Origin of the sequence: Oceanobacillus sp. FSL K6-0127, from assembly GCF_037983385.1 — a bacterium.
GTDB classification, from domain to species: Bacteria; Bacillota; Bacilli; order Bacillales; family Amphibacillaceae; genus Oceanobacillus; species Oceanobacillus profundus.
Genome location: NZ_CP150287.1, coordinates 962,751 through 989,437, shown reverse-complemented (window position 1 = coordinate 989,437; position 26,687 = coordinate 962,751). Strand labels below are relative to the sequence as shown.

Genomic DNA, 26,687 nt, shown 5'->3' with positions numbered 1-26,687 from the left:
TCGCACATCCAGAGGCGGCTATATTTCCTACGCTAAGCTTATGCATCGTTCGTCTTTAACATTAAACACTTTTGTTATGTCCCAGCTTCTTCTCAAAACAAAAATTAAAGACTAATTGTTGCTTTTCGTTTTTGAAAATCAACATCTGAATAATAAGCATTTTTCACTAAAACATTCGGGCCAAGACATTTTACTGCAGGACAATGACAGTTTAAGCTTTTAGCAGTTCTCGTATCCATCCAACGCTTATATGATTCCAGCAAAGAAGTCGTTTGTATGTTCCCTAAAGATGGCTCGTCACCGAAATCTGTTACAATGACTTCACCTGTAAAAATATTTACATTTAAGCGTGACCTTCCGTCTGGATCATTTCTAACTGTCACATTTTTTTCTTTGTAGAGGCGATTCAACAATGCTAAGTCCGCTTCATTTGCACTACAAGCATAGAACGGCAATGTTCCAAATAGCATCCACATATCGGGATTTCGGTGCTCTAATAGACGCTCAATTGCTGTCCGCATTTCGTCTAGACTTAACGTTTCCATTGTGCTCGCAAAGTCGACCGGATACATTGGATGCACTTCATGTCTTGCACAACCCATTTCATTAATATGATCATGAATTTGTTCCAAATAAGGATATGTCCGCTTGTTCAGCATTGTTTCTGCTGAAACCATGACACCATTAGCTGAGAGGCGTTGCGAATTTTCTACTAAACGGTCAAAATATTTTATTCGATTTTCCAGCGAGGGTTTACGTTCCATCATCGCAAATCCAGTTTGAGCAAACTCCTCAGCAGTTCCCCAGTTATGCGAAATATGTAGCACATCAAGAAACGGAATAATTTCCTCATAGCGCTCGAATGGCAGTGTTAAATTAGAGTTCATCTGTGTTTTAACACCACGACGATGCGCATATTCAAGTAAAGGAATAACATAGTTACGAACCAACTTTTTATTCATCATCGGTTCTCCACCCGTAATACTTAGTGTGCGGAGCTTCGGAATCTCATCCAAACGCTTCAGAATCAACTCAATTGGCAACGCATCTGGATCACTGCTTTGCAATGTATATCCTACCGCACAGTGAGCACAGCGCATATTACACATGTTAGTTGTTGTAAATTCGATATTCGATAAAGTCATTTCACCATATTCTTCTACATCCATATAAGCTTCCCACGGATCATTTAAAGGTGTTATTAAAGGTTGCGTCACCTTTGTTGTCATGTATGAATCTTCCTTTCTATATGAAGCAATCCATACTTTATTCTACCACTTTTCATGGTATATGCATGGGAATAAAATCATATGACTATAAATTTAACGTTATCGCTCTAGCATTCACTTTTAATACGGATATTCATTACTAATTGACTTTGGGGCAACTAGGTCTACTCAGAAGTGTGTTGTTTCTTTAACATCTTAAATCCTATAAATGCCCGATTATTTTTAGAATAACCGGGCACGCTATAGATGGTTAAGCTTTATTTGGAAAAACATAAAGAAAGGGAGATAATCAATGGATAAAGATCCATCAAATGAAAATTTACAGACAAATATTGAACATGATGATACGTTAACAACTCGCCAAGGCCATCCTGTCACAAATAACCAAAACATCCGAACTGTTGGTAATCGTGGACCAGCCACACTTGAAAACTATGACTTTATTGAAAAAATCAGTCACTTTGACCGTGAAAAGGTTCCTGAACGAATTGTTCATGCTCGCGGAGCTGGTGCACATGGCTACTTTGAAACGTATGGAAATGTTGGAGATGACCCTGTTTCCAACTATACACGTGCGAAAGTTTTCCAAGAAAAAGGAAAGCAAACTCCTGTCTTCGTTCGTTTTTCAACAGTAGTACATGGTCTGCACTCTCCAGAAACAGTTCGCGACCCCCGTGGGTTTGCAGTGAAGTTTTACACAGAAGACGGGAACTGGGATTTAGTTGGGAACAATATCAAGATTTTCTTTATCCGCGATGCCATGAAATTCCCAGACATGATCCATGCCTTTCGACCAGACCCTGTAACAAATATCCAGGATAGTGAGCATTTCTTTGATTTTTGCTCCAATTCACCAGAATCCTTTCATATGGTGACCTTTATATATTCTCCATGGGGAATTCCAGCAAACTATCGAATGATGCAAGGCTCTGGTGTAAACACCTATAAATGGGTAAATGCAGAAGGTAAAGCCGTTCTTGTAAAATACCATTGGGAGCCAAAGCAAGGAATCAAAAATTTAACGGCAAAAGAAGCGCAAGAAATACAAGGCAAGAACTTCAACCACGCCACACAGGATTTATATGAATCCATTGAAAAGGGCGATTACCCAGAGTGGGAAATGTTTGTACAGATTATGGAAGATGGACCACATCCTGAATTAGACTTTGACCCGCTTGATGATACGAAACTGTGGCCTGAGGATCAGTTCCCATGGCTGCCGGTTGGAAAAATGGTGCTAAATAAAAACCCAGAAAACTACTTTAATGAAGTTGAACAAGTCTCTTTCGGAACTGGGGTCCTCGTTGATGGACTTGACTTTTCGGACGATAAAATGTTGCAAGGGCGTACATTTTCTTACTCTGATACACAGCGCTATCGCGTAGGAGCAAACCATTTACAGCTTCCAATTAATGCTCCCCAAAAACGAGTTGCGACGAACCAAGAGGGTGGACAACTTCGCTATCACAATGATAAAGCGCCTGGCCAGAATCCACATGTGAATTATGAGCCATCCAGCTTAGGCGGTTTGAAAGAAGCAAAGCAAGCAGGAAAAGAATATACTCCAAAGATTGAGGGTAACCTCGTTCGCGAATCAATTGACCGAAACGATAATACAAAACAAGCAGGCGAAACCTATCGCAGGTTTGAACAATGGGAAAAAGACGAATTAATTTCCAATCTTGTTGGTGATCTTTCAACCTGTCAAAAGGAAATTCAAGACAGGATGATTGCATTAGCAGAGCAAGCAGATGAAGAATATGGGCGCCGGTTACGTGAAGGAATAGCTGAAGCCAGTAAACAAACAAGTTCAACGATGATGGAATCTGCTGAAGAAATACATCCACTTGGTGCGAAAGATGCTGGAAAAGCAGTAAAAGAAGCAATTGATAAGGGACATGACGCAGAGCCTTATTAGAGACGGGGAGCTAAACCAATTCGGATAGCCGGCCGGAGCGGGCTAAATAGGTTAGCAACAATTGGTTAAATCCTGCACATACACTGTCTAATACTGAGCAGCAATATCGTTTTTTCGAGTACTAACCAATACAGGCAGATCATATTGTCGTCCTTTTGACAGTAACGAACGATTAGCTTTTCAAACGAAAAGAGGTGCCCTAAAAGGTGCACCTCTTTTACATTGTTTCAGCTGGCCGCACGCGTTTTGCGATCAAGCCGTGTTTCGGTGAAAAAATAAAGCTTATCATAAATACCAACCCAGTTGCGAATGCCATAGAGCCTGAAATCGATGTATCAATCCAGGCTGCAATATAGTAACCGGTCACTGCGGAAACTACCCCAAATGAGCCACTGAGCACAAGCATGAACGAAAGCTTATCTGTCCATAAATATGCAGAGGCAGCAGGTGTAATGAGCATCGCAACAACCATAATCGCCCCCACAGCATCAAATGAAGCAACCGTTGTGACGGATACAAGGCCCATAAAAAGATAATGCATGAGTATTACTGGTATCCCAAGGCTTGCCGCTAAGGCTGGATCAAAGGATGTGATTTTCCATTCTTTATAAAAAGCGATGATAAAAAAGAGAATAACTGCTAGCACTAGCAATAACAACGCTGTCGCTTCGGGAATTGCGCCAATAAATGGTAATGTAATCATATGAAACGGAATAAATGTAATTTCACCCATTAACGCATGCTGTACATCTAGGTGTGCATTTCCAACTGAAGTAGCAATTAATATTACACCAATTGCAAATAAAGTTGTAAAAACAATTCCCATTGCTGCATCATGCTGTACCCGCAATGAATGCAGCCATTGTACTAGAAAAGCTGTAAAAACCCCTGCCAATATCCCTCCAATTAGCATCGCTGTCCCACTAACTTCACGTGTAACAATATAAGCAATTACAATCCCTAATAAAACTGTGTGACTAATTGCATCTGCCATCATCGCTGTCTTCCTTAATATAAGAAAAACACCAATCACACCACAGGAAAGTCCTACCAGAGCAGCAGTTAAAATAATCCATGCTGTATATGTCATTTCCTCACCCCTCCTGCTTCAGTGTTTGAGTATTTGATTGCTGATTCCTTTGGTGCAACTTAAATTGCAAATAATGGATTAGTATACCTTTTTCTTTCCCAAAGATGAGCGATACAACAAAAAATCCAGCACCTACCACTACAATAAACGGACCAGTAGGCAGTCCGCTTCCTAAAGCACTGATTAATGTACCTGCTGCTCCCGCTAGTCCACCAAATATAGCAGACAACAGAATCATTATCTTAAAGGACTGTGTCCAATAGCGAGCACTTACTGCTGGAATAATTAACATCGCCGCCATTAAAATAACACCAACAGCTTGAATCCCAATTACAATGGTTGTAACCAGCACTGCCGTATACAATGTATTCATGCCTTTAAGTGATAGTCCAATTCCTTTAGCGAACTGCCCGTCAAAGAGATAAAGCTTCCATTCTTTAAATCCAATAAATACAATAAAAACAACAATGAGCGCTAATACCAGCATCGTTATAACATCTGTTCGAACCATCGCTGCAGCCTGCCCATAAATAAAGCCGTCTAACCCACTCTGGTTTCCCCCAGCAGACCGGTTAGCTATTGTTAAAAGCATGATACCAAAGCCGTAGAAGATAGCTAAAACCATTCCCATTGCGGAATCCTCCGAAATCCGACTCGCTGTCGTAATCCATTGGATTAAAAATGCACCAATTAAAGCGCTGATTGCAGCTCCAATAATAAGTATAAGCAGATTTTTCTCACCAATAAGGAGAAAGGCAATAACGACTCCTGGCAATGCAGCATGTGATAATGCATCACTCATCAGATTTTGTCTTTTCCAATAAGCCATACAACCAATTGTCCCAGCAGCAATACCTAGGGTCATCGTACTCAATAGAACCCACCCTGTATTACTATTCAATAGAATGGACAGCATGACGTTGTTCCTCTCCCATCCAGCGCATATTTCCTCCATAGGTATTGGCGATATTTTCTCTTGTAAAAATCTGCTCTGTTTTTCCATGTTTAATGACGGTACGATTTAGTAATAAAACATGATCAAAGTAATCTTCTACCGTTTGCAAATCATGATGTACAACCATAACGGTCTTACCAATTGCTTTCAGCTCTTTTAAAATTGTCATGATTGCTCGCTCTGTAGCAGCATCTACACCAGCAAGCGGTTCGTCCATGAAATAAAAGTCAGCATCCTGTACTAAAGCTCGGGCTAAAAAGACGCGTTGTTGCTGACCACCAGAAAGCTGGCTAATTTGCCGATTCGCATAATCTGCCATCCCCATTTTGTCCAATGCCTCATATGCTCTTTCTTTATGCAAACGGGATGGTCTCCTCAACCATCCAATTTGACCATACAGTCCCATTGTCACGACATCAAGTGCATCCGTTGGAAAATCCCAGTCGACAGAACCTCGTTGCGGCACATACCCAATCCGTTTTTTGGCTTTTATAAATGGAAGACCGAAAAATTTTACAGATCCTGTCAATGAGGGATGAAGATTTAATATCGTTTTTAATAGTGTTGATTTCCCCGCTCCATTCGGTCCAACAATTCCTGTTAAGGAACCGCCGTTCACTTCAAAATTAATATCGTGAAGGACCGTGTTTTTCCGGTATGAAGCGGATAAATTTTCTACCTGTAAAATTGGTGTTGCCACGTTACTCAGCTCCTCCAGTTAATGCATCATAAATTGTATTCATATTATGACGGTACATTCCAATATATGTGCCCTCTTCACTTCCAGGTGAACCCATTGCATCGGAGAATAGTTCTCCACCTAACTCAACGTCTACCCCTTCACTTTTAGCACCTTCGATTACAGCCTCAATAGAACTTGAATTAATACTGCTCTCTACGAATATAGCAGGAACCTGATATTCTTTAATAGTTGCAATTGTATCGTTAATATCAGAAATCCCAATTTCATCTTCCGTACTCAAACCTTGAAGACCTATTACCTCCATGTCATGCATTCTACCAAAATACCCGAATGCATCATGTGCTGTCACAAGAACGCGTCCACTTTCCGGAATATCCGCTAGCTTCTCCGCTTCTTGCTTTAATTCTTCCAATTCAGCAAAATATTGCGTTTTATTTTCCTCAAAGTAATCCGCATCCTCTGGTGAGTATGCCTTCAGCTCTTCTACCGCAGCATCCAGCGCCGCTTCCCATAAATCTAGATCAAACCAGATATGTGGATCAATCGCACCGTCCTCATCATGTAATAAAGCATCTTCTGAAAGACTATCTCCAATTGCCAGAACTGGTTTAGAATCACCGATCGAGTCAAATACTTTTACCATGTTCACTTCTAAATTCAAGCCATTATAAAAAATAACCTCTGCTTCATCCACCTTTGCAATATCGCTTTGTGTTGGGTTATATAGATGCGGATCCACTGATGGTCCCATTAGACTTTCAACTTCTACACGATCCCCCCCTATTTCGGATAATGGTTCTCCTATCTGAGCAATCGTTGTTAGAACCTTTATCTTTTCCTCTCCTAATCCATTTGTTTCACCTGACGCTCCACCATCCGAATTACATGCAGCAAGCAGAATAATCATCGCAAATAGTGCAAGACCCCATATCTTTTGAGTAAATCCTCCCATTTTGTATCCTCCCCTTTATTTTTACCTAAGTAAACTTTATTTGTTATTTATAAATTTAATCCTATTATTAGCTATTGTCAAGTGTTTTTGTGATAGTATATTATTTTTCCTTAAGGAAACTTTTATAGGTAATATGTTTATATGATCCAATCGCCCAATTGGTGACTTCGCTATCGCCTTAGAGAACCTGGAACGAAGATCTGCCACGATGCGATAGTAATTTTGTTCAGAACAAAAGCGCAAGCGCCCGGTTAGCGACGTACGGACTGGACTGAGCCGTAGGAGATAAAGGAAACACGGCGACCGCAGGGAGTCGATGTTGACTTATCGTACGGAGGTGAGGGAAGTCTCGCTAGTCGCTGGGCGCTGGAGCTGGACGTGGCTGTTGTGGTAACTAAGTTATCCACAGCATTCAAATTTTATAGTGTCCTGCAATATAAAAAAACTCTTTCCTTAAATCGAAAAGAGTTTTTATTACAAACTATAAATTTTTATGAATGACATTTAATATCAATCGTAATTCATGAATTGCAATCTGCCCGGGTGCAGATGCCTTTTCTGCTGCTCCAAATGTGATTGCAGAACCGAATAATTCTCCTGCCAAGCGGCTAATTATTCCATTTCCTGCCATCGACATCGTAATAATTGGCCGATTCGCGTAACATTCCTTCATTTCGTTAGTCGCTTCTAATAAAATTAAGACATCTCTAGCGTTTTTTGGCATTACTGCAATTTTAGGAAGATCTCCTCCGAGCTCCTGCGCTCTTTTTAGGCGATTTACAATTTCTTCTTTTGGTGGCGTTTTTTCAAAATCATGGTTGGAAAGAATAACATAAACTTGATTTTCATGTGCACTATGTATAAGCGTTTTCACAGTTTGTTCATCATTATACAACTCAACATCAACAATATCGATTAGTCCCGTTTCAATTATTGTTTTATTTAATGCTATGTAAGCGCCAGATGATAGTTCCTTTTCTCCGCCCTCTTTTGCACTACGAAACGTAAAGATTAAAGGAATATCTTTTAATCTTTCTCGAATATCGATTAGTACCGATTTAACTTGCTCAATGTCTTCTACCATCTCCAAAAAATCAACACGCCATTCCACTAAATCCACATCCAAAGACATTAAGAGCTTTGTCTCTTCAATTAATTCTGCATGCGTTTTACCAACTAATGGAACACAAATTTTCGGAGCACCTTCTCCGATTGTTAGATGCTTTATGGATAATGTATGAGACATGAATACCAACCCCTTTTCAGCTTTAGTACATGCATTACGCATTTTTACTCTTTCTACTAGGAGCCTAATCTTTGATTGTGCGCTCCCAAGTTGAATCTCATATCAAACAATAATGCAATTAGCGGCTCATGATAAGGAATAAATAAGCCTTCTGAAATCATATTGATGATCTCATTTTTCGACGCCCACCTTACCTGTTTCACTTCTTCAGTCGGCAGTGTAAGGTTTTTGATGTTTAAATCGGTTTCAATAAGGTAATAATCATCAAATCCATATTCAAAGTTTACAGTTAGAGAAGGACGCATATTTTGAAGGTCAAGGGTATAACCAATTTCTTCTTTTACTTCTCTTTCCGCAGCTTGTTGACTCGTTTCACCTGTTTTCGCACTGCCTCCTACGGTAATATCCCACATGTTCTTCCAATCTTCCTTATTGGGGTGTCGCTGTTGAATCAGCATTTCTCCAAGTTGATTAAATAGACAGACATGAATCACTAAATGGTACGCATCTTGTCCGAATGTATCCCCACGATTCATTTGCTTATCTGTCAGCTTTCTGTCCTTGTCGTAAACATCCCACGTCTCCATAATTTCACTCCTTCATCCTAACTTTACTATTCCGAATTTGACGAATTGAGGCAACCCCATCAGCTGATTCATGTTATATTAAGCATAGAATCCGTTCTTAAAAAGTATGGTTAACCATGAAAAGTCTTTATGCACTTAGACGTAGTATAGCATATTGAAAGTATATCTGAAGATGTTCATTCGTTGAACCTTCTTTTCCATTAACAGATAGTAAGGGGGGCTAGTTCATATATGTTAAAGCGATTATTTGATTGGATGACCGTTATCGGATTAATACTGTTACTTGGTCGAATTCTAACAGCAATCTTCCTCTTTTTAGATATTCCGTTTACGAGCTTCTTTCAAGACTATAGCATTATTTCGGTTATCATTTTAATTATCGGTCTTGTTGGTCAGCAAGCCGTCAAGGATCGCAAAACAAATCGCTGAGGTAGGCTAAGCAAAAACAGTTCTGCTTAGTCTTTTTACTGCGATGTGGTAAAATCATGATACCAATACTTTAGGGAGCTGATAGGTATGGCGCCTTTAAACGAAGACCAATTAGAAAATATCCGAAATGAACGTAAAATACAAATTATGCGAGCTGCGCTTAGAGTCTTTGCAGCAAATGGCTTTAAACTAACAAAAATCAGTTTAATTGCAAAGGAAGCTGGAATTAGTCATGGCTTAGTTTATCACTATTTTAAATCCAAGGAAGAAGTGTTATACGAAAGTCTGGAATGGGCAATGGAGTTAAATGAAACGAAGAAATATCTTAACAAGCTATCTGAGATGGCGATTACTCCGACAGAAAAAATACGTGACTTTACAAAATTCGCCCTCTCATCAAGCAAGTATGAAAGCAGTGATATATTTCGTATTATTCAACACCTAGAGCATACAGAAGGTGTTCCTACTCATATACTAGATTTCACAAAAAAAGTTGGGATGATGTATATTGAATTTTTTATTCCCATTTTTATTGAAGGACAAGCAGCTGGCGAAATCATTCAAGAAGATCCGGAAGAGCTGGTTGGATTATTTCTAACCATTATTTCTGGGGTAATAGCAGATGACCCCGATTATTGGCAGGAAAATATGGACCGTAAAATCGCTATTTTCTTGCGGATGATTACGACACGTTAACCCCTTATTCATCTCCCCTCCATTTGACATCAAAATTTATTGTTGACAAACGAGGGGATTCATTATACTTTTATATTGACTGGTTTAATCAATCAAAGAACCAGTCAATATTTTTGACTTTAAATTGACTGATTAAGTCAATCAATAAGGGGTGATAAAATGAAGGGTGACATTATTTCTGTTCAAAACTTAAAGAAATCCTATGGAAAACACATTGTTTTAGATGGCCTAAATTTTAAAGTAGAGCGGGGATCAATATTTGCATTGCTTGGGGAAAATGGCGCTGGTAAGACCACAACTGTACGTATTTTAGCAACATTAATCCAAGCCGATAGTGGTATTGCTACAATCGCTGGATACAATACCCATCGTGAACCTGAATCTGTGAGACAGCAGATTAGTTTGACAGGTCAGTATGCTTCAGTAGATGAATTGCTGACAGGTGAAGAAAACCTGATGATGATGGGGCGTTTAAATCACTTGAATCGTGATGCGGTGAAGAAGCGTACATCCGAACTGCTAAAACAATTCGAGTTAGTAAATGCTGCAAAAAAAAGTGTAAAAACCTATTCCGGCGGGATGCGTAGAAGGCTTGATATTGCAATTAGCCTGCTTGTCTCTCCACAAGTTATTTTCCTAGATGAGCCTACAACAGGACTAGACCCACGCAGCCGGAGGAATATGTGGAACCTGATTCAACAGCTTTCCGAGGACGGCGTAACTATCTTTTTAACGACCCAATACTTGGAGGAAGCTGATCAGCTTGCGGATAAAATTGCTGTTATTGATAATGGAAAGATCGTAGAAGAAGGAACTGCTGAAGAACTAAAGCGAATGATTGGTGATGAAAAGCTAGAATTAACCTTTGATGATTTGGAGGTATTTCAACTCGCTTCAAAACTTTTACAAGCGCAAGCAAATGAAAAAGAGCGTAGTATTTCCATTCAAAACGGTTCACCAAAAAATTTGCGCAATCTACTCAACACATTACATGAGCATGGAATCGAACCTAGCTCCATCAACTTCCGCAAACCAACACTTGATGATGTTTTTATAGATATAACAAGTCGAAAAAGAAGGGGGCGATCCGTCCATGCGTAAATCAAAACTTTATTGGGCACTATCAGATGGCTGGACAATGTCACAGCGAAGCTTAAAGCATATTTTCCGTGAACCAGAGTCCCTATTAATGGCTATCGGGCTACCAGTCGCGATCATGGTCATGTTTGTCTACATTTTTGGGGGAGCTATTGAGACTGGAACAGAATATGTTAATTATGTTGTTCCAGGAGTAATTATCACATGTGCAGGATTTGGAAGTTCGCTTATAGCAATAAGTGTTACACAGGACATGGTCGGTGGTTTATTTGAGCGTCTTCGCAGCATGTCTCTTCTCCCTTCTTCCTTGATGGTCGGTCACGTTACTGGAGGGTTCGTTCGTAATGCGATTGCTACAACTGTCATCTTTCTTGTTGCAATGCTCATAGGATTTCGACCGAATGCTGGATTTACAGAATGGCTTGGTATTATTGGCCTGTTGTCTCTATTTATGTTCTCTCTCAACTGGCTATTTGTAGCCATTGGTTTAATCACAAAAAGCGTAGAAACAGCAAATGCAGCTACATTTCCGATGCTATTCCTGCCATATGTTAGCAGTGCTTTTGTACCTACAGAGACAATGCCTACTTGGCTCCACACTTTCGCAGACAACCAGCCGATGACTCCACTGATTGAAACGCTACGAGGACTTCTTATCGGAACACCAATTGGTAACAATGCTTGGTTCACAATTCTTTGGTTTGGATCTCTATTGATAATAAGCTTCATCCTTTCTGTAGCTATTTTTAAACGAAGGAAAAAAGAATAGTTTGTTGGAACAGAATGGGAGCTTGACTACTCACCTCTCATTCTGTTAAATGATCAACCTTTCATCCGAAGCACCTGATAATACGTAAAGAAGACTGAAGCAAGACCAACTCCTAGAAAGATGCTTCCGATAACCAAAAAGTTCGTCGTATTAGATTTCATCTTAAATTCGTAAATAAAGGTGTCAGCACTACCTTGAGCTGCTAGCCAACTATCCGCTATAACCGTCCCAATTGATCCACTAAATAAAATGATGACAATGCCACAAGTAGCTGACAAAGCACTTAATGTCATGAAGGCCTTTAATTTTTCATGGTTCATTTTATACATCCCCCCATTACCGTACAAGTCTATATAAATCACCTAATCTTAATATAAACCAATTTAAAATAAAAGCACGGTTTAAAAACGAAAAAATCGGATATTAGTCTAGTGTAGAAATGGAGCTGAGATGATGTTCGAATGGAATGATTTAATAACTGCATTTTGGGCTTTCTTTGTATTGCTTCCTTTAGTATCATTGATTCACCAATTAGGTCATTATTTAATGGCACTTTTATTTGGAGGGAGATCCGAAATAATTCTAGGTAGAGGAAAATTGTTATTCAAACTAGGCACCATTCAAGTGAATCGATATTATTTTTTAGATTCTTATTGTCATTATGAATCCTTAAAAAAAAATACGCGTTTAACACATATTCTCGTTCATGCTGGAGGAGTATTATTAAACCTAATTTCTATTCTCTTAGTCAATCTGTTTATTATAATAGGCTGGTTGCCTGAGGCACAATTTTTCTATCAGTTTGGTTACTTTACTATATACTATATGTTCTTTTCACTTTTCCCTGTGCAATACTCTGAAAAGCACGCCAGTGATGGAAAACAAATTATTAATATTGTACGGAATTACTCACCATCTAATGTTTTTGATTAAGTTTCAACTTATAACACGTAAATAAATGTAATCAAAAAACCACTGGTCCTACTTGAACCAGTGGTTTTCTTACTTTCTACGTCAGCTGCTGCTCCGCAAATTCACGATAAAGCGAATGCGATGCTGTTAATTCCTGATGTGTACCCATTCCTGTTACTTGCCCTTTTTCAATAAAAATAATCTTATCTGCATCAACAATTGTTGATAACCTGTGGGCAATGACGAATGTTGTACGGCCTTCCATTAATCGTGTTAACGCTTCTTGGACAGCATGCTCTGATTGGCTATCTAAGCTCGCCGTTGCTTCATCTAGCATTAAAATCTTAGGATCACGCAAGAAAGCTCTGGCGATATTAATTCGCTGCCGCTGTCCACCAGATAATTTCACACCGCGCTCCCCTACTTCTGTGTCCAAGCCTTTTGCAAATGTTTCAATAAATTGATCGGCATAAGCCATTTTGGCAACTTCCCATAAACGCTCCTCGGAAATATCCGTTGCATCACTTAGTCCATAAGTTAAATTCTCCCGGATTGTTCCAGCCATCATGGCACTTTCCTGTGAAACATAACCAATTTGGCTGCGCCATGATGCAAGTGACAATTCTTGGATTGGCGTATCGCCAATTCGTACCTCTCCTGTTGTTGGCTCATAATATCGTTCAATCAATCCGAATAAGGTTGTCTTTCCACCACCACTCGGTCCTGCAAAAGCGATCATTTCACCAGGAAGTGCCTCGAAAGTAACATTTTTAATAACCGGTTCGTCATCACTATATGCAAATGACACGTTCGAAACAGCGATCGGTTGGTTCGCAATATCTTTATCTTTACCTTCTTGACCGGCTTCCTCTGGAATTTCCAAAATCTCAATAATCCGCTCCGTAGCACCTTTTGCCTTTTGCAATTCTGTGAAAAACATTGCAAAAGTCGTAATTGGAAAAATGATTTGGAATAAATACAGTAAAAACGCAACAAGTGAACCTGTGGACATCGTTCCTTCTGCAACACGGATTCCACCATAACCAATAATGACAACAATAACGAACATGACAATGGTATACATGAATGGTCCGATTAAAGCAAAGATACGAGCCTCTTTCAGTCCATAGCTTAATAGTTTTCCAATTCCAGTAATTCCTTTTGTTGCTTCAGCTTGTTCCGCTGTAGATGCCTTCATTAAACGGATTTCACTGATTGTTTGTTGAATTTTACCATTAAAGGTTGCAGTCTCATCCTGCAAGTTCTTTGAGATCTTTGCCATCCTAGTACCTAAAGGAATCATGATTGCTACGGTAACTGGAACAGCGATAAGCATCATTAATGTCATTTTCCAGTCCATAATAAATAAAATTACTACTGCACCAATAATCGAAATAAGACCAGTAATAAATTGCGGGAAATGCTGTGATATTAAATCTTTCACAATCCCTGTATCATTAATGACGCGACTAACAGATTCCCCACTTGCTTGTTTATCAAAATAGCTAACTGGCAAACGGATCAGCTTGAGCCACATCATCTGACGCAGTCTTGCAACGATTTTTTGTCCAACTGCAGCGAGTAAATAGGTGGATAGCCCATCGATTACTGCTTGAATAATAAACACCGCAAGAATAGCAATAACGAGTGTTGCGCTTAGCGAAGCGACAGAGAAGCCATCTACTAGCTCTCTCGTTAATATCGGAATAGTCAATCCGACAAGTGTTGTAATCAGACTCCCAATTAGACCGAATGTTAATGCTGCTTTTGGGATTTTTGCAGAAACAATTAAAGATATAAACGGTTTAATTCCATTTTTTTGTGATTTTTCCATTTGAAAACTCCTGTCATTGCATTTTAATTATAAACGGGGAAAAGCCCCCTTAGTCCTCCTACTATTGTACCATTCAATACTATAGCACAGACTCTGCAATCCTGCTTTTATAACGAATTACTTTCTTTTTTTTCTAAAATAGAAATATAGCAATCTGATTTTATACTGTTTTTTATCCCTTTTAATAAAGTGAAACTCCATTCAGTGGGGCCCTTTTGCTCCCACGGAGTGTTAGCTGGGCAGAATCAGGAATTTACGGACTGTTTTCCCCCATCTTCACACGTTTTGGTTCCCTTCGGTATAGAGATGGGGGGTATTACAGACCGTTAATGCGCGACAAATCGAAACAGCATTTCTATTCCATCCCTGCTTCTTTCATATAATATTCCATCGCTTGATTAAGCCATTTCTGTTCATCTTCTGTGAAAGGAGAAGGGGCTAGATTTTCTAACTCTTGAATATCCAGTTCTTCTACTTCAGCATCGGCTAGCTGCTGCACTAAATCATCACCAAGAAATTCAAATGAAGCTTCTATAAAGGCTTTAATCATTTTTTGCACTTCTTGATCCTGTATAGGTTTTCCATATAATTTTTTAACCTCTTTAGCCATCTGTATAAAGGTTTTATCTAAGGTGATTTTCTCCTTTTCCGTTTTCTTGGACAACTTCTCAACCACTACCGTAAGATTGTGCCTTTCCAGCCATTCATTCTGTATACTTTCCGTTTGCATACTATGAATAAGGCTGAATAAAATGGCACTATCCACTCCTCCTTCTTCTTCAAGTACCTTAATGACCCTCTGAATAGTTGTCATGGACTGCTCGATTCGCTCTTTATCTTTTTTTAATACTTCTAACTGAAGGGCTAATGTCTCATTTAAGTCAACAGTAATAATCGATTGATGTAATAAATTCGTGATTTTTTCTAAGCTGTAACCTAGAAACTTTAGACTGACAATTTTTTGCAGGGTAAGAATATCTTGATGTTTGTATATACGGTGACCCGATGATGGATGTTTTTCAGGTTGTAAAAGACCGATTTCATCATAGTAATGTAACGTACGAATCGATACCCCTGTCTTTTCTGAAAACTCTCCAATGGAATACCTGTTAATTTCCCCCATAACAATTCCTCCCTCATATAAACATATTCTTATTATAAGACCTCACGTAACTGGAGGTTCAAGAGCGAATCGGAAAAAATCTATATAAGTTTACAATGGAGAAACTACTTTCAATTTTGTCGTTAGCATCTTTACAAAAATGCTGCTGTATGAGATTTTTCTACTTTTGAAATCGATTCAGGTGTTCCCTCAGCTACAAGTAGTCCACCAGCATTACCACCTTCCGGACCAAGATCAATCACCCAGTCTGATATACGAATAACATCACTATTATGCTCCACAATAATGACCGTGTTCCCGGCGTCTACAAGCCGGTTTAATAAAAGCAGCAGTCTTTTAACATCACTGGGGTGCAAGCCTGTCGATGGCTCGTCCAATAGGTAGAGTGTCGATTTATTCGACGGTTTATTTAATTCCTTTGCCAGTTTGAGTCGTTGTCCTTCCCCACCAGATAGTGTTTTAACGGATTGGCCCCAATTTAAATAGCCGAGTCCAATTTCACATAAAAGCTGTGTTACTTGGAATATCTTCTTTTGCCCTTCAAAAAGTGGCAAACTCTCTTCAATCGACATATCAAGCAGCTGCGTAATTGAATAGCCTTTATATGTTACTTCTAATATGGTTTCTTTAAATCTGTTGCCACGGCATACTGGACATTGCACCTCAAGGTCTGGAAGGAAATGCATATTGGTTGTTAAAATCCAAGTCCTTGGCAATGTTCACATCTTCCTCCAACTGTATTGAATGAAAAATCTTTTGGCTTAAGCTTTCTTTCCTTGGCTTCCGGTAAGCTTGCAAAAAGGTTGCGTAATGGTGTAAAGACGTCTGTATACGTAGCAATATTGGAACGCTACATTCGACTAAGCGGTGATTGATTCACCGTGATGACTCGTTCAATATTCTCATGACCAGAAACTTTCTGACAGCCGTTATATACACCCGTTTCAAATGAAGCAAGCAAGTCAAAGACTAACGTTGATTTCCCAGATCCCGATACACCTGTTCCAGAGACAAATTTACCTAAGGGAAAGGATACAGTAATATCTTTTAAATTATGTTTTGTCGCATGATGAACTGTTAAATACTGTCCTGTTCCTTCACGACGTTGCCTTGCTTCTTGACGACCTTCTTTTAGGTAAGCCCCAGTAATTGACTTCTCTTGACTCATTAGCTCCTCTAAGCTGCCTTCACCAACTACGGTTCCACCACGGTTGCCAGCACCAGGTCCCATATCAATAATATGGTCAGCTTCACGCATCACATCTGCATCATGCTCGATTACAAGAACGGTATTTCCTAAATCACGTAACTGTTTCATTACACGTACGAGACCTTTTGTATCCTTTGGATGCAGCCCAGCTGTCGGTTCATCTAGAATGTAAAGTACACCAGTTAATCCAGAACCAATAATCGAGGCCAATCGAAGTCGCTGCGCTTCCCCACCTGATAGCGATATCGTTTGGCGATCTAATGATAAATAGCCTAAACCAACATTAATAATTCGGGTAACCTTCTCGATCAAGTCTAGTAAAAATGTTTCTACAACCTCTTCTGCTTCGCGGGATAGCGATGCATGAAGATCCGTTAACCATGTTTGCATATCTTCTAAAGGAAAACTTGATACATTCGTGATCGATGTATTTGCTACAAGCACTTCTCTCATCTCTTTCTTTAGCCTTTTCCCCTTACAGTCTGGACATTGATTCGAAAAGAACAACTCGGCTTCTCCTGAATTTCCACCCTTTTCAATGTACCTTCTCCACATTCCAGTTAGTACACCCTCGAATTTCCCTTTAGCAACGGTTTTTGGTGGCTTTACATCCGGAAAGTGAGTAGTGAACTTCTCATCTTCTACTCCGTAATAGAGTAAATCACGAGCGACATCATCCAATTCTTTTAAGGCTGAGTTTTCATCTAAAGTGATTCCATAATAAGCAGCAGCATTTTTTACGATATCTCTTAGATAATCTCCATATGCCCCTGTCCAAATTTTAACTCCACCCTCTTTTAAGCTAAGCTCCTGATCAAATACCGAGTCGAGATGAATTTCAGAAACTTTACCAAGACCATCACATGTCTCACAAGCACCCTCCGGCTTATTATAAGAGAAATGAGACCGTGTTAATTTCTCCAAGCGATGATCACAATGCGGACAATGAATAAATTGCTTAAACCCTGTTTCTTCGTTATATTCTTCTTTATCGATAGTTGGTAAAATCATATATTGGCAATTCTGGCAAGGGCGCTCTCCTAACTTTTCGTAAATCAGGCGCAGGTAGGTATACATATCTGTTACGGTTCCAACGGTTGAGCGAGGGTTTCGATTCGTGACATGCTGTCCAACACTGATTGATGGGGAAAGCCCAATCATAGAGTCGACTTTCGGTTTACTTATTCCGTCTGTAACCATTCCCATTGATTCCATGTATTGTCGTTGGCATTCCCGTTGGAGCGTGTCCAATGCCAGTGTAGATTTTCCTGACCCGGAAGGACCAGTTAAAACAACAAACTTGTGCTTTGGAATATCCAATGAAATATTTTTCAGGTTGTGCTCACGCGCACCTTTTATACGTATCGATTCGTTCAAATTCATTCCTCCTATTCATTTGCGTTACAGTATGTGTTCAAAAGGAGGATAAAAAGGACCAAGAAGTTCGAGGCGGCGTAGCTTTGAGTAGCGGAACGTATGGGTTTAATACGTGAGCAGACGTTCTTGCACGCAGGAAAAGCGTTTTTTCTTTTCCAAGGAACGAATAAGCAAGCCAACGAGCTTCCGCAGGATGTGGTGACTTCGATGTTCGACACAGGACGTGTCGGTATTTAATCGAAGGTCTACTGTTCTTGATGTGTCATTTTTACCGGACTTTTTGAACAACCTCTTACAATACTATTGTATAACATTAATGCAATTGATAAGGTTATAGTAAATAACAACTGATACATCACGTTATTTTTAAATTAATCCGTCATGGTACTTGAAGGTTCTTTTACATGGATTTATACTTTTCTGGAACGTCGGAATTGGTCTTTAAATTAGGATGGGATAAGGGTGATTTTTTTATGATTAAACCAATTGAGATTGCAAAGAAATTAGGTATTAGTACAAGTGCATTGCGTCATTACGAATCGTGGGGTATTGTCCCACCTCCAGAACGTTCAGCTAATGGCTATCGCATATATACAGAGGAACACGTCGCTTACTTTGAATGTATACGGGCGATGAATTCAGGTTTTGGTATGCATCTAATACGTCAAATTATGCCACTTATTCAAGAAAATAAACTAACGGAAGCGCTATGGATTGTAAATGAAGCTCAAGCAAAGCAACATCAGGAAAAGCTCAAAGCAGAGCAGGCACTGCAAGCTTTAGAGTTGGAAGAGCTTGAGCATTTCTCTACTCGGCTAACGAAGGAATTTTATTCTATACGTGAGGTTGCAGATAAAATTGATGTGCCTACCTCTACACTCAGGCATTGGGAAAAGGAAAAATTAATTACTCCTAAACGAGATCCTGAGAATGGTTATCGAATCTATAGCCGCTCTGACATACGAAAGCTATTAATTATTCGCACGATACGTTCGGCTGTTTTTTATTTAGATATTGTTCGCGATGTTGTGAATGAAATCGATCATGATAATCTTGCACATGCTAGAAAACTAGCAAAGGACTCTCTTGTTTATATGGATTATTTAATTATGGAGCAGCTTCGTGGTGGATATTATCTGTATAAATTATATGAGAAAGTAAAACCCTCTCCAATTAAAAGAGACTCACCCTGTTGAAGGTGATCTCTTTTTTTTATGCTTTTGAGGATTGGCAGGGTTGTCTGTTTGGTTGGGATGTAATCAATGGGCTGTATGTCTGGGTAGTGCTTTACGACATAGGGATAGTGCTTTATTTCTTAGAGATAGTGCCTTATTTTTGCGAATGGTGCTTTATTTTATAGAGATGGTGTCTTATTTTTGTGGATAGTGCTTTATTTTATAGAGATGGTGTCTTATTTCTGTGGATAGTGCTATATGTCAAAGCATGACATCAAATTGTAATCACAGTGTAAGATTATTTTTTTGTGGGGAGGGCATAGATTAGAAGCAACTATTTTAATGAACAGGGAACTCTTATTAGTTCGTTTCATAGGATGCACTGCTTTTAAGGGAGTGATTTGGAATGAAAGGGATTATTTTAGCTGGAGGTAGTGGTACTAGGCTATACCCGAGTACGAATTCAGTAAACAAGCATCTATTAGCTATTTACGATAAGCCGATGATTTATTATCCATTATCGGTTCTTATGCTCGGCGGTATTAGAGAAATTATGATTATCAGTACACCAGAAGATATTGGTAGGTTCGAAGAGATGCTTGGTGATGGATCTGCGTTTGGTATTCAGATTGAATATGAAGTACAACGCGAGCCAAAGGGTATTCCACAAGCATTGACAATCGCAGAGGAGTTTATTGCAGACGATAAGGTAACACTCATTCTTGCCGATAATATTTTCTTTGGGCATGGGTTTACGACATTGTTCCGAAAAGCAATTAAAAATCACCGACACGCAACTGTTTTCGGGTATCGTGTAAAGGACCCTGAGCGTTTTGGTGTCGTTGACTTTGACCATCATCAAAGAGTCATTTCAATAGAAGAAAAGCCGGAGCATCCAAAATCGGATTTCGCTGTTACCGGACTATATATTTACGATCAGCAGGCTGTTAAATTAGCAAAAAAGCTGAAACCCTCCAAACGTGGCGAGTTAGAAATCACAGACTTAAACAAACAGTATTTAATGCGAAACCAGTTAGATGTAGAATTACTTGGAAGAGGTTTTACATGGATGGACGCTGGAACCCACGAATCTCTATTTGAAGCTACTGAATTTATCCGAATCACCCAAAAGCGTCAAGGATTCAAACTAGCTTGTATTGAGGAGATTGCCTATTACCTTGGCTATATTTCAAAACAAGCACTCTATGAAAAAGGTAAAGCCATGGAAAAAAACGATTATGGCCAGTATTTACTCGAAATTGCTGACCGCAAATATACACAGCAATATTGGGATTCGATTGAACATCATCCAATGTTAGGACTGGTGCAAAATGAATAAGCTAAAGCAAACGATACTCATTACAGGCGGAGCTGGGTTTATTGGCTCTAATTTCATTACTTATTTTATGAAAAAGTATCCTAACAGAAAGATTCTAAATATAGACAAACTTACCTATGCAGGCAAGACAGACAATTTAACTGAAGTGGAAAACCTTGAAAACTATCATTTTATTCATGGCGACATTACGGATGATAATCTTGTTAACCAGTTATTTCAGGAACATGATATTACCGGAATTATCAATTTTGCAGCAGAGTCGCATGTTGACCGATCAATTAATGATGCCAAAGCATTTGGCCATTCTAATATTCTTGGAACACTGACACTTCTGCAAGCAGCACAATTAGACTGGGAGAAAAAAGGAGAACTAAGCAATCGACGCTTCCATCAAATTTCTACGGATGAAGTATATGGCTCCTTAGATAGTGAAGGGGTCTTTTCAGAGGAGACTCCTTATGATCCACGTAATCCTTATAGTGCTTCTAAAGCAAGTGCAAACTTACTTGCAAGAAGCTTCGGGTATACGTATGGCATGAATGTTGTTATCTCCTCTAGTTCCAATAACTATGGACCAAAACAGCATGAGGAAAAGCTAATACCAACGATTATTTCAAACGCTTTAGCGGGAAAGTCAATTCCAATCTATGGTGATGGAAAAAATATTCGCGATTGGCTCTATGTAATGGATCACTGCAAAGCTATAGATTTAATCTTCCACTATGGACAAACTCAAGCCATGTATAATGTTGGTGGAAGCAATGAAAAAACGAATATCGAGATAGCAGCACAGGTGTGCGAAATACTTGATGAACTAGCATACAATAAAAGATCAGCACTTTCTATCGATAGCTTTAAAGACTTAATTACGTTTACTGAAGACCGTAGAGGCCATGACCGACGATATGCTGTCGATGCTTCTAAACTTACAAATGAACTGGGCTGGAAACCAACCGAGGACTTTACAGAAGGACTTCGGAAAACAGTGGAAGGCTATGTACAAAAATGGAAGCAAACAAGCCTGATCCATTAATTTCTGTTGTCATTCCTGTTTATGGTTGTGAGACCTGTTTAATTGAGCTTTGCAATCGAATAAAAAATACCGTTACAGCTATTCCAGCCCAATACGAAATTATTCTCGTAAACGATGCAAGCCCCGACAATGCTTGGGAGAGGATTAAACAGTTAAGTGAACAGGATAAACAGATTAAAGGAATTGATTTTGCACGAAACTTTGGACAACATCATGCCATTACTGCTGGTCTTGATTACGCGAACGGCGACTGGGTTGTCGTGATGGATTGTGATCTTCAGGATCGACCAGAAGAAATTGCTATATTATATGCGAAAGCACTGGATGGCTATGAAGTTGTTTTCGGCAAGCGAATGGAACGCCAAGACAACTGGTGGAAGAAAAAGTCATCACAAGCCTTTTACCGGGTCTATGACTATTTCACAAATAGCAATTCCGATTATATGGCGGCTAATTTCAGCATTAATGCGAAAAAAGTTGTTATGGGATTCCGGCAGATGCGTGAGCAAAATCGCTTCTTCCCCTTATTTATTCAATGGATGGGATATAAAACCATTCATATTCCCATCGAACATGATGCAAGAAAAGAAGGAAAGTCGTCTTATAATTTGAAGAAGCTTATCAACTTAGCAACCGATGCGATCATATCGCAGTCAAATAAGCCGCTGCGCTTGTCGATTCAATTTGGGTTTATACTTGCTGTTGCATCTTTTCTTTATGGTTTGTACTTATTTATACGCTACTTCTTTCTTGATGTACCTGTTCCAGGATGGACAAGTGTTATGGTATCCCTATTCTTTATTGGGGGACTAATCTTCTTCAACTTTGGCATCCTTGGACTTTATATCGGGAAAATTTTTAATGAAGTAAAAGGACGGCCATTATACTTAATTCGAGAAACGACTGATGATAACAGCACAAAAGCGCAAGCGCCCGGTTTGCGATGTACGGACTGGACTGAGCCGCAGGAGATAAAGGAAACACGATGAGCGAAAGCGAATCGATGTTGACTTATCGTACGGAGGTGAGGGAAGTCTCGCTAGTCGCTGGAGCTGGACGTGGCTATTTCGGCAACTGAATTATATACAACATTCAATTTTATTATTTGCTAGAACATGGGAAATCGGAGCTGATTAGAACAATGGAAAATTACTTACAATCTACTCCCTGGGACAAACGGAGTTTTATTATTGATACGTACGAAGTAACCTCCAGTTCAGAGGAGGCATTAAAACAAACGAATAACATAGAAGGTCATTTCACATTAAAAGTCGATCCGTTGGAGAACACGGAAAATCTAAAGAAATATGGATTTTATTATGCGGATACACTTACAGAACCAATGTGCAAGGCAGAGAACTTTGAACCGTATGAACAGCAAGGAATTGAAATGTCACGTCAGTATGAACGAGATGAAATTTTAGAAATCGCGGAAGAAGCGTTTAAAGGCGGACGTTTCCATCGTGACTTTAACATTCCGAACCATATGGCAGATAAACGCTACATGAATTGGGTGCATGATCTGATCGAAAAGGACCTTATTATAGCACTTATCTATGAAGGGAAAACTGCCGGGTTTTATGCTTATGAAAATGATAAAATACTGCTTCTGGCTATGTCTAAAAACTATCGCGGAAAAGGGCTTGCCAAGGCCTTTACAAGCTATTGTGTTCAAGAGCAATTCGCCATGGGCCACTCAGAATTAAAAACATCCATCTCACCGTCTAACGTCGCATCTTTAAACGTATTTATTAGTTTAGGATTCCGGCTACGCAAATCAACCGATGTGTACCATAAATTAAATGGTTCCATTCCGTATGGAGGCTGACAAATGGGTTATTTGTATATTTTTGGAACCATCGCATTTACCGTCTATGGACAGCTCATTTTAAAATGGAAGATTGACCAACAAGGAAACTTGCCAGAGCCATTCATGGATAAGATTATCTTTTTGCTGCAGCTACTCTTAAATCCATGGATTATTTCCGGGTTTCTTGCAGCGTTCTGTGCTGCCCTATGCTGGATGGCGGCAATGACAAAATTTGATATTAGCTACGCTTACCCGTTTATGAGCATATCATTTGTATTGGTGTTTATCTTGTCAGCTTTCCTTTTTCAAGAACCAATCACCATGCAAAAAGCAATAGGTATGGCATTTGTTGTACTTGGAATTATCGTAATGAGGTGATAAAAATTGATTCCTTTTAACCAACCATGCAAAATCGGAACAGAAATAGAAGCTATCCAACATGTTTTAGCAGAGAACAAGTTTTCCGGAAATGGTCCTTTCGGGAAAAAGTGTACAGACTGGTTTGAACGCGAGCTTCCATGTAAACGTGCAATTCTAACGCCTTCCTGTACTGCGGCCTTGGAGATGACTGCATTACTAACAGCGGTCGGGGAAGGCGATGAAGTAATCCTCCCTTCCTATACGTTCGTTTCTACAGCAAATGCTTTTGCACTTCGAGGAGCCTCACTGCGTTTTGTCGATGTAGATCCATCCACGATGAACATTGCGCCAGATCGGATTGCTGCTGCAGTGACAGACAAAACTAAGGCAATCGTCGTTGTGCACTATGCAGGAGTTGCCTGTGATATGGACGCCATTATGGAAATTGCGAACGAGCACAGGCTTTGGGTAATTGAAGATGCTGCACAAGGTGTCATGAGTACCTATAAAGGGAAGGCACTCGGAACGATTGGACACCTTGGAACGTATAGCTTTCATGAAACAAAAAACTATACATCTGGAGAAGGTGGAGCTCTTATAATTAATGACTCATCCCTTATTGAACGGGCAGAAATATTACAAGAAAAAGGAACAGACCGTTCCAAGTTCATGAAAGGAATGGTCGATAAGTATACCTGGCGAGATATTGGTTCCTCTTATCTATTAAGTGAGTTGAATGCAGCTTATTTGGCTGTTCAGCTTGAACATGCAGAAACGATAAATAACAACCGTTTACGTACGTGGGAACAGTATGCGACCGGACTTGGAACCTTAATCGAAGAAAGGATTATAGAGGGACCGCATATACCTGCGGACTGTGAGCATAACGCCCATATGTTTTATATTAAAACGAAAGATGAACAAGAGCGCTCCGAGCTCATTTCTTATTTAAAGGAAAATAATATGATGGCTGTCTCCCATTATGTCCCATTACATTCAGCAAAAGCTGGACAAGAGTTCGGGAAATTTATCGGGAAGGACCAGTACACAACGTCGGGTAGTGAAAGAATCGTTCGACTGCCACTTTATTATGGAATAAATACGAAGGATGTCAGCCATGTTATCGAAACGATTAAACTTTTTTATCAAAAATAAATACATGTTGATTGCGTGTATTATCCTCATAGGATATCTCCTCCCCTATTACCTTTTAGGTGAGGACACGCATATTCGTTTGCATGATAATTTAGATTCAAATATCGTATGGTATAAAATTCTTGCCGAGAGTGGACAGATTTTCACATTGACAGATACCACATTGCCAAACGTAATCAATGGTTTACCAAGAAGCGCCCTTCCTTCCGGATTCGATGCTGTCGTATGGCTTTATGTGCTTTTTGAACCAATGACAGCTTATAGTATCAGTCAAACGATTATGCGGTTTGCTGCGCTTTTTGGCATGTATTTTCTACTGTCGAAGCATATTTTCCGAGCAGGCTCTAATACATACATACACATCATTACAGTTGGAGCTTCTCTAGGGTTTGCAATGCTTCCCTATTGGCCATCAGGGGTTTTATCAATTGCTGGTATCCCACTAGCGTTGTATTTGTTTTTAACAATTCGAAAAAATGGTTGGGATGTACCGAAATATCTTTGGATTCTTTTATTCATCATCCCATTCTTTTCGAATTTTGTACTTAGCTTTGTCTTTTTCCTTGGATTACTAGGCATTCTTTGGTTGATTGACTGGATAAGGTCAAAACAAATAAATTGGCCATTTTTCACTGCAATTATTGCCATGACAGGCATCTATTTAATCAAAGATTATTTGCTTATCGTATCCATGTTTTTTGATGAGGGCTTTACTTCCCATCGTGATGAATTAGACCTTGGTTATAATACGTTCGAACGCAGTGTAGAACTATCGTGGGAAAACTTTCTCTACGGTCATACCCATGACATGGCATTACAAACGTATCTGATCATCCCAACGATTTTATTAGCCTTACTCATTGCAGCATTTAGCAATGTAAAGCCGAGGCTGTTGATGAGCTTTTTCGTATTTAACTTCGCTGTTTCTGTTTGGTATGCATTTTGGTATTGGGAAGGCTGGCGAATGGTGAAAGACAATTTCTCACTAGCAAATACCTTCAACTTTGCTCGTGTGCATTTTCTCGATCCGCCAATTTGGTATATTTGCTTCGCACTAGCACTTGTAATTTTGTGGAAGCATTTAAAATTTGGGAAAGCTATTGCCTGCATTCTAATTTTACTCCAGTGTTTCCTAGCATTCGGATCTACAGAGGAACTAAGATACGGTGCCATTAACACACCAACGTTTAAAGAATTTTATGCTGAGGAACTCTTTGATGAAATTGAGGAATATATTGCAAGGGATCAATCGGATTACCGGGTTGTGAGCATTGGCATGCACCCAATCATCGCACAATATAACGGATTCTATACACTTGATACGTACAACAACTCCTTTCCACTCGAGTATAAGCATGCATTCAGAGAAGTTATTGCTGGAGAACTAGATAAAAGCGCAACATTAGAAAACTACTTTGATACATGGGGTGGTAGATTATATATGTATGTCGCTGAGCATGGTAAAGATTATATGTTTACAAAAAATAGGGATGGAGCTATCGAGCAGCTGGATATCGATACAGAAGCATTGAAAAACCTAGGTGGAGACTATATTCTTTCAGCTGTTCCTATTGAGAATGCGGAAGAACTTGGACTCCAGCATGAGCAAACCTTTGAAACTGATTCATCTATTTGGCGAATTGAGCTTTATTCAGTGTCTTAGGGGGAAATAGAAAAAAACCAGCAT

General features: G+C 39.4%; 24 protein-coding genes and 1 pseudogene. 14 read left to right on the top strand and 11 right to left on the bottom strand.

Features of this window, described 5'->3' with window-relative positions; all coding sequences use genetic code 11:
- Window positions 1-104: 104 nt before the first annotated feature.
- Window positions 105-1,229: a radical SAM/CxCxxxxC motif protein YfkAB gene (gene yfkAB, locus MHH64_RS04890; RefSeq protein WP_095312074.1), complete on the bottom strand. Its 1,125-nt coding sequence runs from the start codon at window positions 1,227-1,229 to the stop codon at window positions 105-107.
- Between the two features lie 292 nt (window positions 1,230-1,521).
- Between yfkAB and MHH64_RS04885 the strand changes: the two genes are divergently transcribed.
- On the top strand, window positions 1,522-3,147 hold the full coding sequence (locus MHH64_RS04885; protein ID WP_340002778.1) for a catalase: 1,626 nt from the start codon (window positions 1,522-1,524) through the stop codon (window positions 3,145-3,147).
- A 217-nt stretch (window positions 3,148-3,364) separates the two neighbouring features.
- On the opposite strand, the gene MHH64_RS04880 is transcribed toward MHH64_RS04885, so the two are convergent.
- The 6 genes from MHH64_RS04880 to MHH64_RS04855 all read right to left on the bottom strand — a co-directional run bounded on the left by MHH64_RS04880 (window position 3,365) and on the right by MHH64_RS04855 (window position 8,680).
- A complete protein-coding gene (locus MHH64_RS04880; protein WP_095312070.1) occupies window positions 3,365-4,237 on the bottom strand; it encodes a metal ABC transporter permease in 873 nt (290 codons plus the stop codon).
- Window positions 4,238-4,241: 4 nt separating this feature from the next.
- Window positions 4,242-5,153: a metal ABC transporter permease gene (locus tag MHH64_RS04875; RefSeq protein WP_095312068.1), complete on the bottom strand. Its 912-nt coding sequence runs from the start codon at window positions 5,151-5,153 to the stop codon at window positions 4,242-4,244.
- Window positions 5,131-5,892, bottom strand: coding sequence for a metal ABC transporter ATP-binding protein (locus tag MHH64_RS04870; RefSeq protein WP_118889243.1), 762 nt, complete (start codon window positions 5,890-5,892; stop codon window positions 5,131-5,133). The genes MHH64_RS04875 and MHH64_RS04870 overlap by 23 nt, the downstream gene beginning before the upstream one ends.
- Window position 5,893: 1 nt before the next feature.
- Entirely contained in the window at window positions 5,894-6,847 is a 954-nt protein-coding gene (locus tag MHH64_RS04865) for a zinc ABC transporter substrate-binding protein (RefSeq protein ID WP_340002777.1), read from the bottom strand.
- Between the two features lie 481 nt (window positions 6,848-7,328).
- Window positions 7,329-8,093 carry a type I 3-dehydroquinate dehydratase gene (gene aroD / locus MHH64_RS04860; protein ID WP_118889245.1) on the bottom strand — a complete coding sequence of 255 codons (765 nt, stop codon included), beginning with the start codon at window positions 8,091-8,093 and terminating at the stop codon, window positions 7,329-7,331.
- Between the two features lie 56 nt (window positions 8,094-8,149).
- The gene (locus MHH64_RS04855) at window positions 8,150-8,680 is read right to left on the bottom strand and encodes an NUDIX domain-containing protein (protein ID WP_118889246.1); all 531 of its coding nucleotides are present in this window, start codon (window positions 8,678-8,680) and stop codon (window positions 8,150-8,152) included.
- Between the two features lie 231 nt (window positions 8,681-8,911).
- On the opposite strand from MHH64_RS04855, the gene MHH64_RS04850 reads away from it, so the two are divergent.
- From MHH64_RS04850 to MHH64_RS04835, 4 genes are all read left to right on the top strand, one after another.
- On the top strand, window positions 8,912-9,109 hold the full coding sequence (locus tag MHH64_RS04850) for a hypothetical protein (RefSeq protein ID WP_118889247.1): 198 nt from the start codon (window positions 8,912-8,914) through the stop codon (window positions 9,107-9,109).
- An 87-nt stretch (window positions 9,110-9,196) separates the two neighbouring features.
- Window positions 9,197-9,805 carry a TetR/AcrR family transcriptional regulator gene (locus MHH64_RS04845; RefSeq protein WP_118889248.1) on the top strand — a complete coding sequence of 203 codons (609 nt, stop codon included), beginning with the start codon at window positions 9,197-9,199 and terminating at the stop codon, window positions 9,803-9,805.
- A gap of 159 nt (window positions 9,806-9,964) precedes the next feature.
- Window positions 9,965-10,906, top strand: coding sequence for an ATP-binding cassette domain-containing protein (locus MHH64_RS04840; protein ID WP_340002776.1), 942 nt, complete (start codon window positions 9,965-9,967; stop codon window positions 10,904-10,906).
- Window positions 10,899-11,672, top strand: coding sequence for an ABC transporter permease (locus MHH64_RS04835; RefSeq protein ID WP_303448285.1), 774 nt, complete (start codon window positions 10,899-10,901; stop codon window positions 11,670-11,672). The genes MHH64_RS04840 and MHH64_RS04835 overlap by 8 nt, the downstream gene beginning before the upstream one ends.
- 53 nt (window positions 11,673-11,725) lie before the next feature.
- Here MHH64_RS04835 and MHH64_RS04830 read toward each other — a convergent pair whose 3' ends face one another.
- The gene (locus MHH64_RS04830) at window positions 11,726-11,992 is read right to left on the bottom strand and encodes a hypothetical protein (RefSeq protein WP_303448284.1); all 267 of its coding nucleotides are present in this window, start codon (window positions 11,990-11,992) and stop codon (window positions 11,726-11,728) included.
- 133 nt (window positions 11,993-12,125) lie between these two features.
- Between MHH64_RS04830 and MHH64_RS04825 the strand changes: the two genes are divergently transcribed.
- Complete coding sequence (locus MHH64_RS04825) at window positions 12,126-12,605, top strand: hypothetical protein (RefSeq protein ID WP_095312047.1); 480 nt, start codon at window positions 12,126-12,128, stop codon at window positions 12,603-12,605.
- A 76-nt stretch (window positions 12,606-12,681) separates the two neighbouring features.
- Here the strand turns inward: MHH64_RS04825 and MHH64_RS04820 are convergent, their stop codons facing one another.
- The 3 genes and pseudogenes from MHH64_RS04820 to uvrA form a co-directional block, all read right to left on the bottom strand.
- Window positions 12,682-14,418 carry an ABC transporter ATP-binding protein gene (locus MHH64_RS04820; protein ID WP_095312045.1) on the bottom strand — a complete coding sequence of 579 codons (1,737 nt, stop codon included), beginning with the start codon at window positions 14,416-14,418 and terminating at the stop codon, window positions 12,682-12,684.
- A 355-nt stretch (window positions 14,419-14,773) separates the two neighbouring features.
- Entirely contained in the window at window positions 14,774-15,541 is a 768-nt protein-coding gene (locus MHH64_RS04815) for a MerR family transcriptional regulator (protein ID WP_095312043.1), read from the bottom strand.
- A gap of 131 nt (window positions 15,542-15,672) precedes the next feature.
- Window positions 15,673-18,128 (bottom strand): annotated as a pseudogene (uvrA, locus tag MHH64_RS04810) (excinuclease ABC subunit UvrA).
- Between the two features lie 473 nt (window positions 18,129-18,601).
- On the opposite strand from uvrA, the gene MHH64_RS04805 reads away from it, so the two are divergent.
- The 8 genes from MHH64_RS04805 (at window position 18,602) to MHH64_RS04770 (ending at window position 26,663) form a co-directional block, all read left to right on the top strand.
- Window positions 18,602-19,324, top strand: a complete 723-nt coding sequence (locus tag MHH64_RS04805) for a MerR family transcriptional regulator (RefSeq protein ID WP_251661297.1) — start codon at window positions 18,602-18,604, stop codon at window positions 19,322-19,324.
- Between the two features lie 385 nt (window positions 19,325-19,709).
- Window positions 19,710-20,642, top strand: a complete 933-nt coding sequence (gene rfbA / locus MHH64_RS04800; protein ID WP_095312039.1) for a glucose-1-phosphate thymidylyltransferase RfbA — start codon at window positions 19,710-19,712, stop codon at window positions 20,640-20,642.
- Window positions 20,635-21,675, top strand: a complete 1,041-nt coding sequence (rfbB, locus tag MHH64_RS04795) for a dTDP-glucose 4,6-dehydratase (protein ID WP_340002775.1) — start codon at window positions 20,635-20,637, stop codon at window positions 21,673-21,675. The genes rfbA and rfbB overlap by 8 nt, the downstream gene beginning before the upstream one ends.
- Entirely contained in the window at window positions 21,648-22,664 is a 1,017-nt protein-coding gene (locus tag MHH64_RS04790; RefSeq protein ID WP_340002774.1) for a glycosyltransferase family 2 protein, read from the top strand. The genes rfbB and MHH64_RS04790 overlap by 28 nt, the downstream gene beginning before the upstream one ends.
- A gap of 152 nt (window positions 22,665-22,816) precedes the next feature.
- Window positions 22,817-23,503 (top strand): GNAT family N-acetyltransferase, encoded by a 687-nt coding sequence (locus MHH64_RS04785; protein WP_340002773.1) that lies wholly within the window; start codon window positions 22,817-22,819, stop codon window positions 23,501-23,503.
- A 3-nt stretch (window positions 23,504-23,506) separates the two neighbouring features.
- On the top strand, window positions 23,507-23,863 hold the full coding sequence (locus MHH64_RS04780; RefSeq protein WP_095312025.1) for an EamA family transporter: 357 nt from the start codon (window positions 23,507-23,509) through the stop codon (window positions 23,861-23,863).
- Window positions 23,864-23,869: 6 nt separating this feature from the next.
- A complete protein-coding gene (rffA, locus tag MHH64_RS04775; RefSeq protein WP_340002772.1) occupies window positions 23,870-25,000 on the top strand; it encodes a dTDP-4-amino-4,6-dideoxygalactose transaminase in 1,131 nt (376 codons plus the stop codon).
- On the top strand, window positions 24,963-26,663 hold the full coding sequence (locus tag MHH64_RS04770) for a DUF6044 family protein (RefSeq protein WP_340002771.1): 1,701 nt from the start codon (window positions 24,963-24,965) through the stop codon (window positions 26,661-26,663). The genes rffA and MHH64_RS04770 overlap by 38 nt, the downstream gene beginning before the upstream one ends.
- Window positions 26,664-26,687 lie beyond the last annotated feature (24 nt).

What these genes read in the sequence shown, in the direction of transcription:
- yfkAB (WP_095312074.1), bottom strand. Translation starts at nt 1,229, where the DNA reads ATGACAACAAAGGTGACGCAACCTTTAATAACACCTTTAAATGATCCG.
- MHH64_RS04885 (WP_340002778.1), top strand. Translation starts at nt 1,522, where the DNA reads ATGGATAAAGATCCATCAAATGAAAATTTACAGACAAATATTGAACAT.
- MHH64_RS04880 (WP_095312070.1), bottom strand. Translation starts at nt 4,237, where the DNA reads ATGACATATACAGCATGGATTATTTTAACTGCTGCTCTGGTAGGACTT.
- MHH64_RS04875 (WP_095312068.1), bottom strand. Translation starts at nt 5,153, where the DNA reads ATGCTGTCCATTCTATTGAATAGTAATACAGGGTGGGTTCTATTGAGT.
- MHH64_RS04865 (WP_340002777.1), bottom strand. Translation starts at nt 6,847, where the DNA reads ATGGGAGGATTTACTCAAAAGATATGGGGTCTTGCACTATTTGCGATG.
- aroD (WP_118889245.1), bottom strand. Translation starts at nt 8,093, where the DNA reads ATGTCTCATACATTATCCATAAAGCATCTAACAATCGGAGAAGGTGCT.
- MHH64_RS04855 (WP_118889246.1), bottom strand. Translation starts at nt 8,680, where the DNA reads ATGGAGACGTGGGATGTTTACGACAAGGACAGAAAGCTGACAGATAAG.
- MHH64_RS04850 (WP_118889247.1), top strand. Translation starts at nt 8,912, where the DNA reads ATGTTAAAGCGATTATTTGATTGGATGACCGTTATCGGATTAATACTG.
- MHH64_RS04845 (WP_118889248.1), top strand. Translation starts at nt 9,197, where the DNA reads ATGGCGCCTTTAAACGAAGACCAATTAGAAAATATCCGAAATGAACGT.
- MHH64_RS04840 (WP_340002776.1), top strand. Translation starts at nt 9,965, where the DNA reads ATGAAGGGTGACATTATTTCTGTTCAAAACTTAAAGAAATCCTATGGA.
- MHH64_RS04835 (WP_303448285.1), top strand. Translation starts at nt 10,899, where the DNA reads ATGCGTAAATCAAAACTTTATTGGGCACTATCAGATGGCTGGACAATG.
- MHH64_RS04830 (WP_303448284.1), bottom strand. Translation starts at nt 11,992, where the DNA reads ATGAACCATGAAAAATTAAAGGCCTTCATGACATTAAGTGCTTTGTCA.
- MHH64_RS04825 (WP_095312047.1), top strand. Translation starts at nt 12,126, where the DNA reads ATGTTCGAATGGAATGATTTAATAACTGCATTTTGGGCTTTCTTTGTA.
- MHH64_RS04820 (WP_095312045.1), bottom strand. Translation starts at nt 14,418, where the DNA reads ATGGAAAAATCACAAAAAAATGGAATTAAACCGTTTATATCTTTAATT.
- MHH64_RS04815 (WP_095312043.1), bottom strand. Translation starts at nt 15,541, where the DNA reads ATGGGGGAAATTAACAGGTATTCCATTGGAGAGTTTTCAGAAAAGACA.
- MHH64_RS04805 (WP_251661297.1), top strand. Translation starts at nt 18,602, where the DNA reads ATGATTAAACCAATTGAGATTGCAAAGAAATTAGGTATTAGTACAAGT.
- rfbA (WP_095312039.1), top strand. Translation starts at nt 19,710, where the DNA reads ATGAAAGGGATTATTTTAGCTGGAGGTAGTGGTACTAGGCTATACCCG.
- rfbB (WP_340002775.1), top strand. Translation starts at nt 20,635, where the DNA reads ATGAATAAGCTAAAGCAAACGATACTCATTACAGGCGGAGCTGGGTTT.
- MHH64_RS04790 (WP_340002774.1), top strand. Translation starts at nt 21,648, where the DNA reads ATGGAAGCAAACAAGCCTGATCCATTAATTTCTGTTGTCATTCCTGTT.
- MHH64_RS04785 (WP_340002773.1), top strand. Translation starts at nt 22,817, where the DNA reads ATGGAAAATTACTTACAATCTACTCCCTGGGACAAACGGAGTTTTATT.
- MHH64_RS04780 (WP_095312025.1), top strand. Translation starts at nt 23,507, where the DNA reads ATGGGTTATTTGTATATTTTTGGAACCATCGCATTTACCGTCTATGGA.
- MHH64_RS04770 (WP_340002771.1), top strand. Translation starts at nt 24,963, where the DNA reads ATGTTATCGAAACGATTAAACTTTTTTATCAAAAATAAATACATGTTG.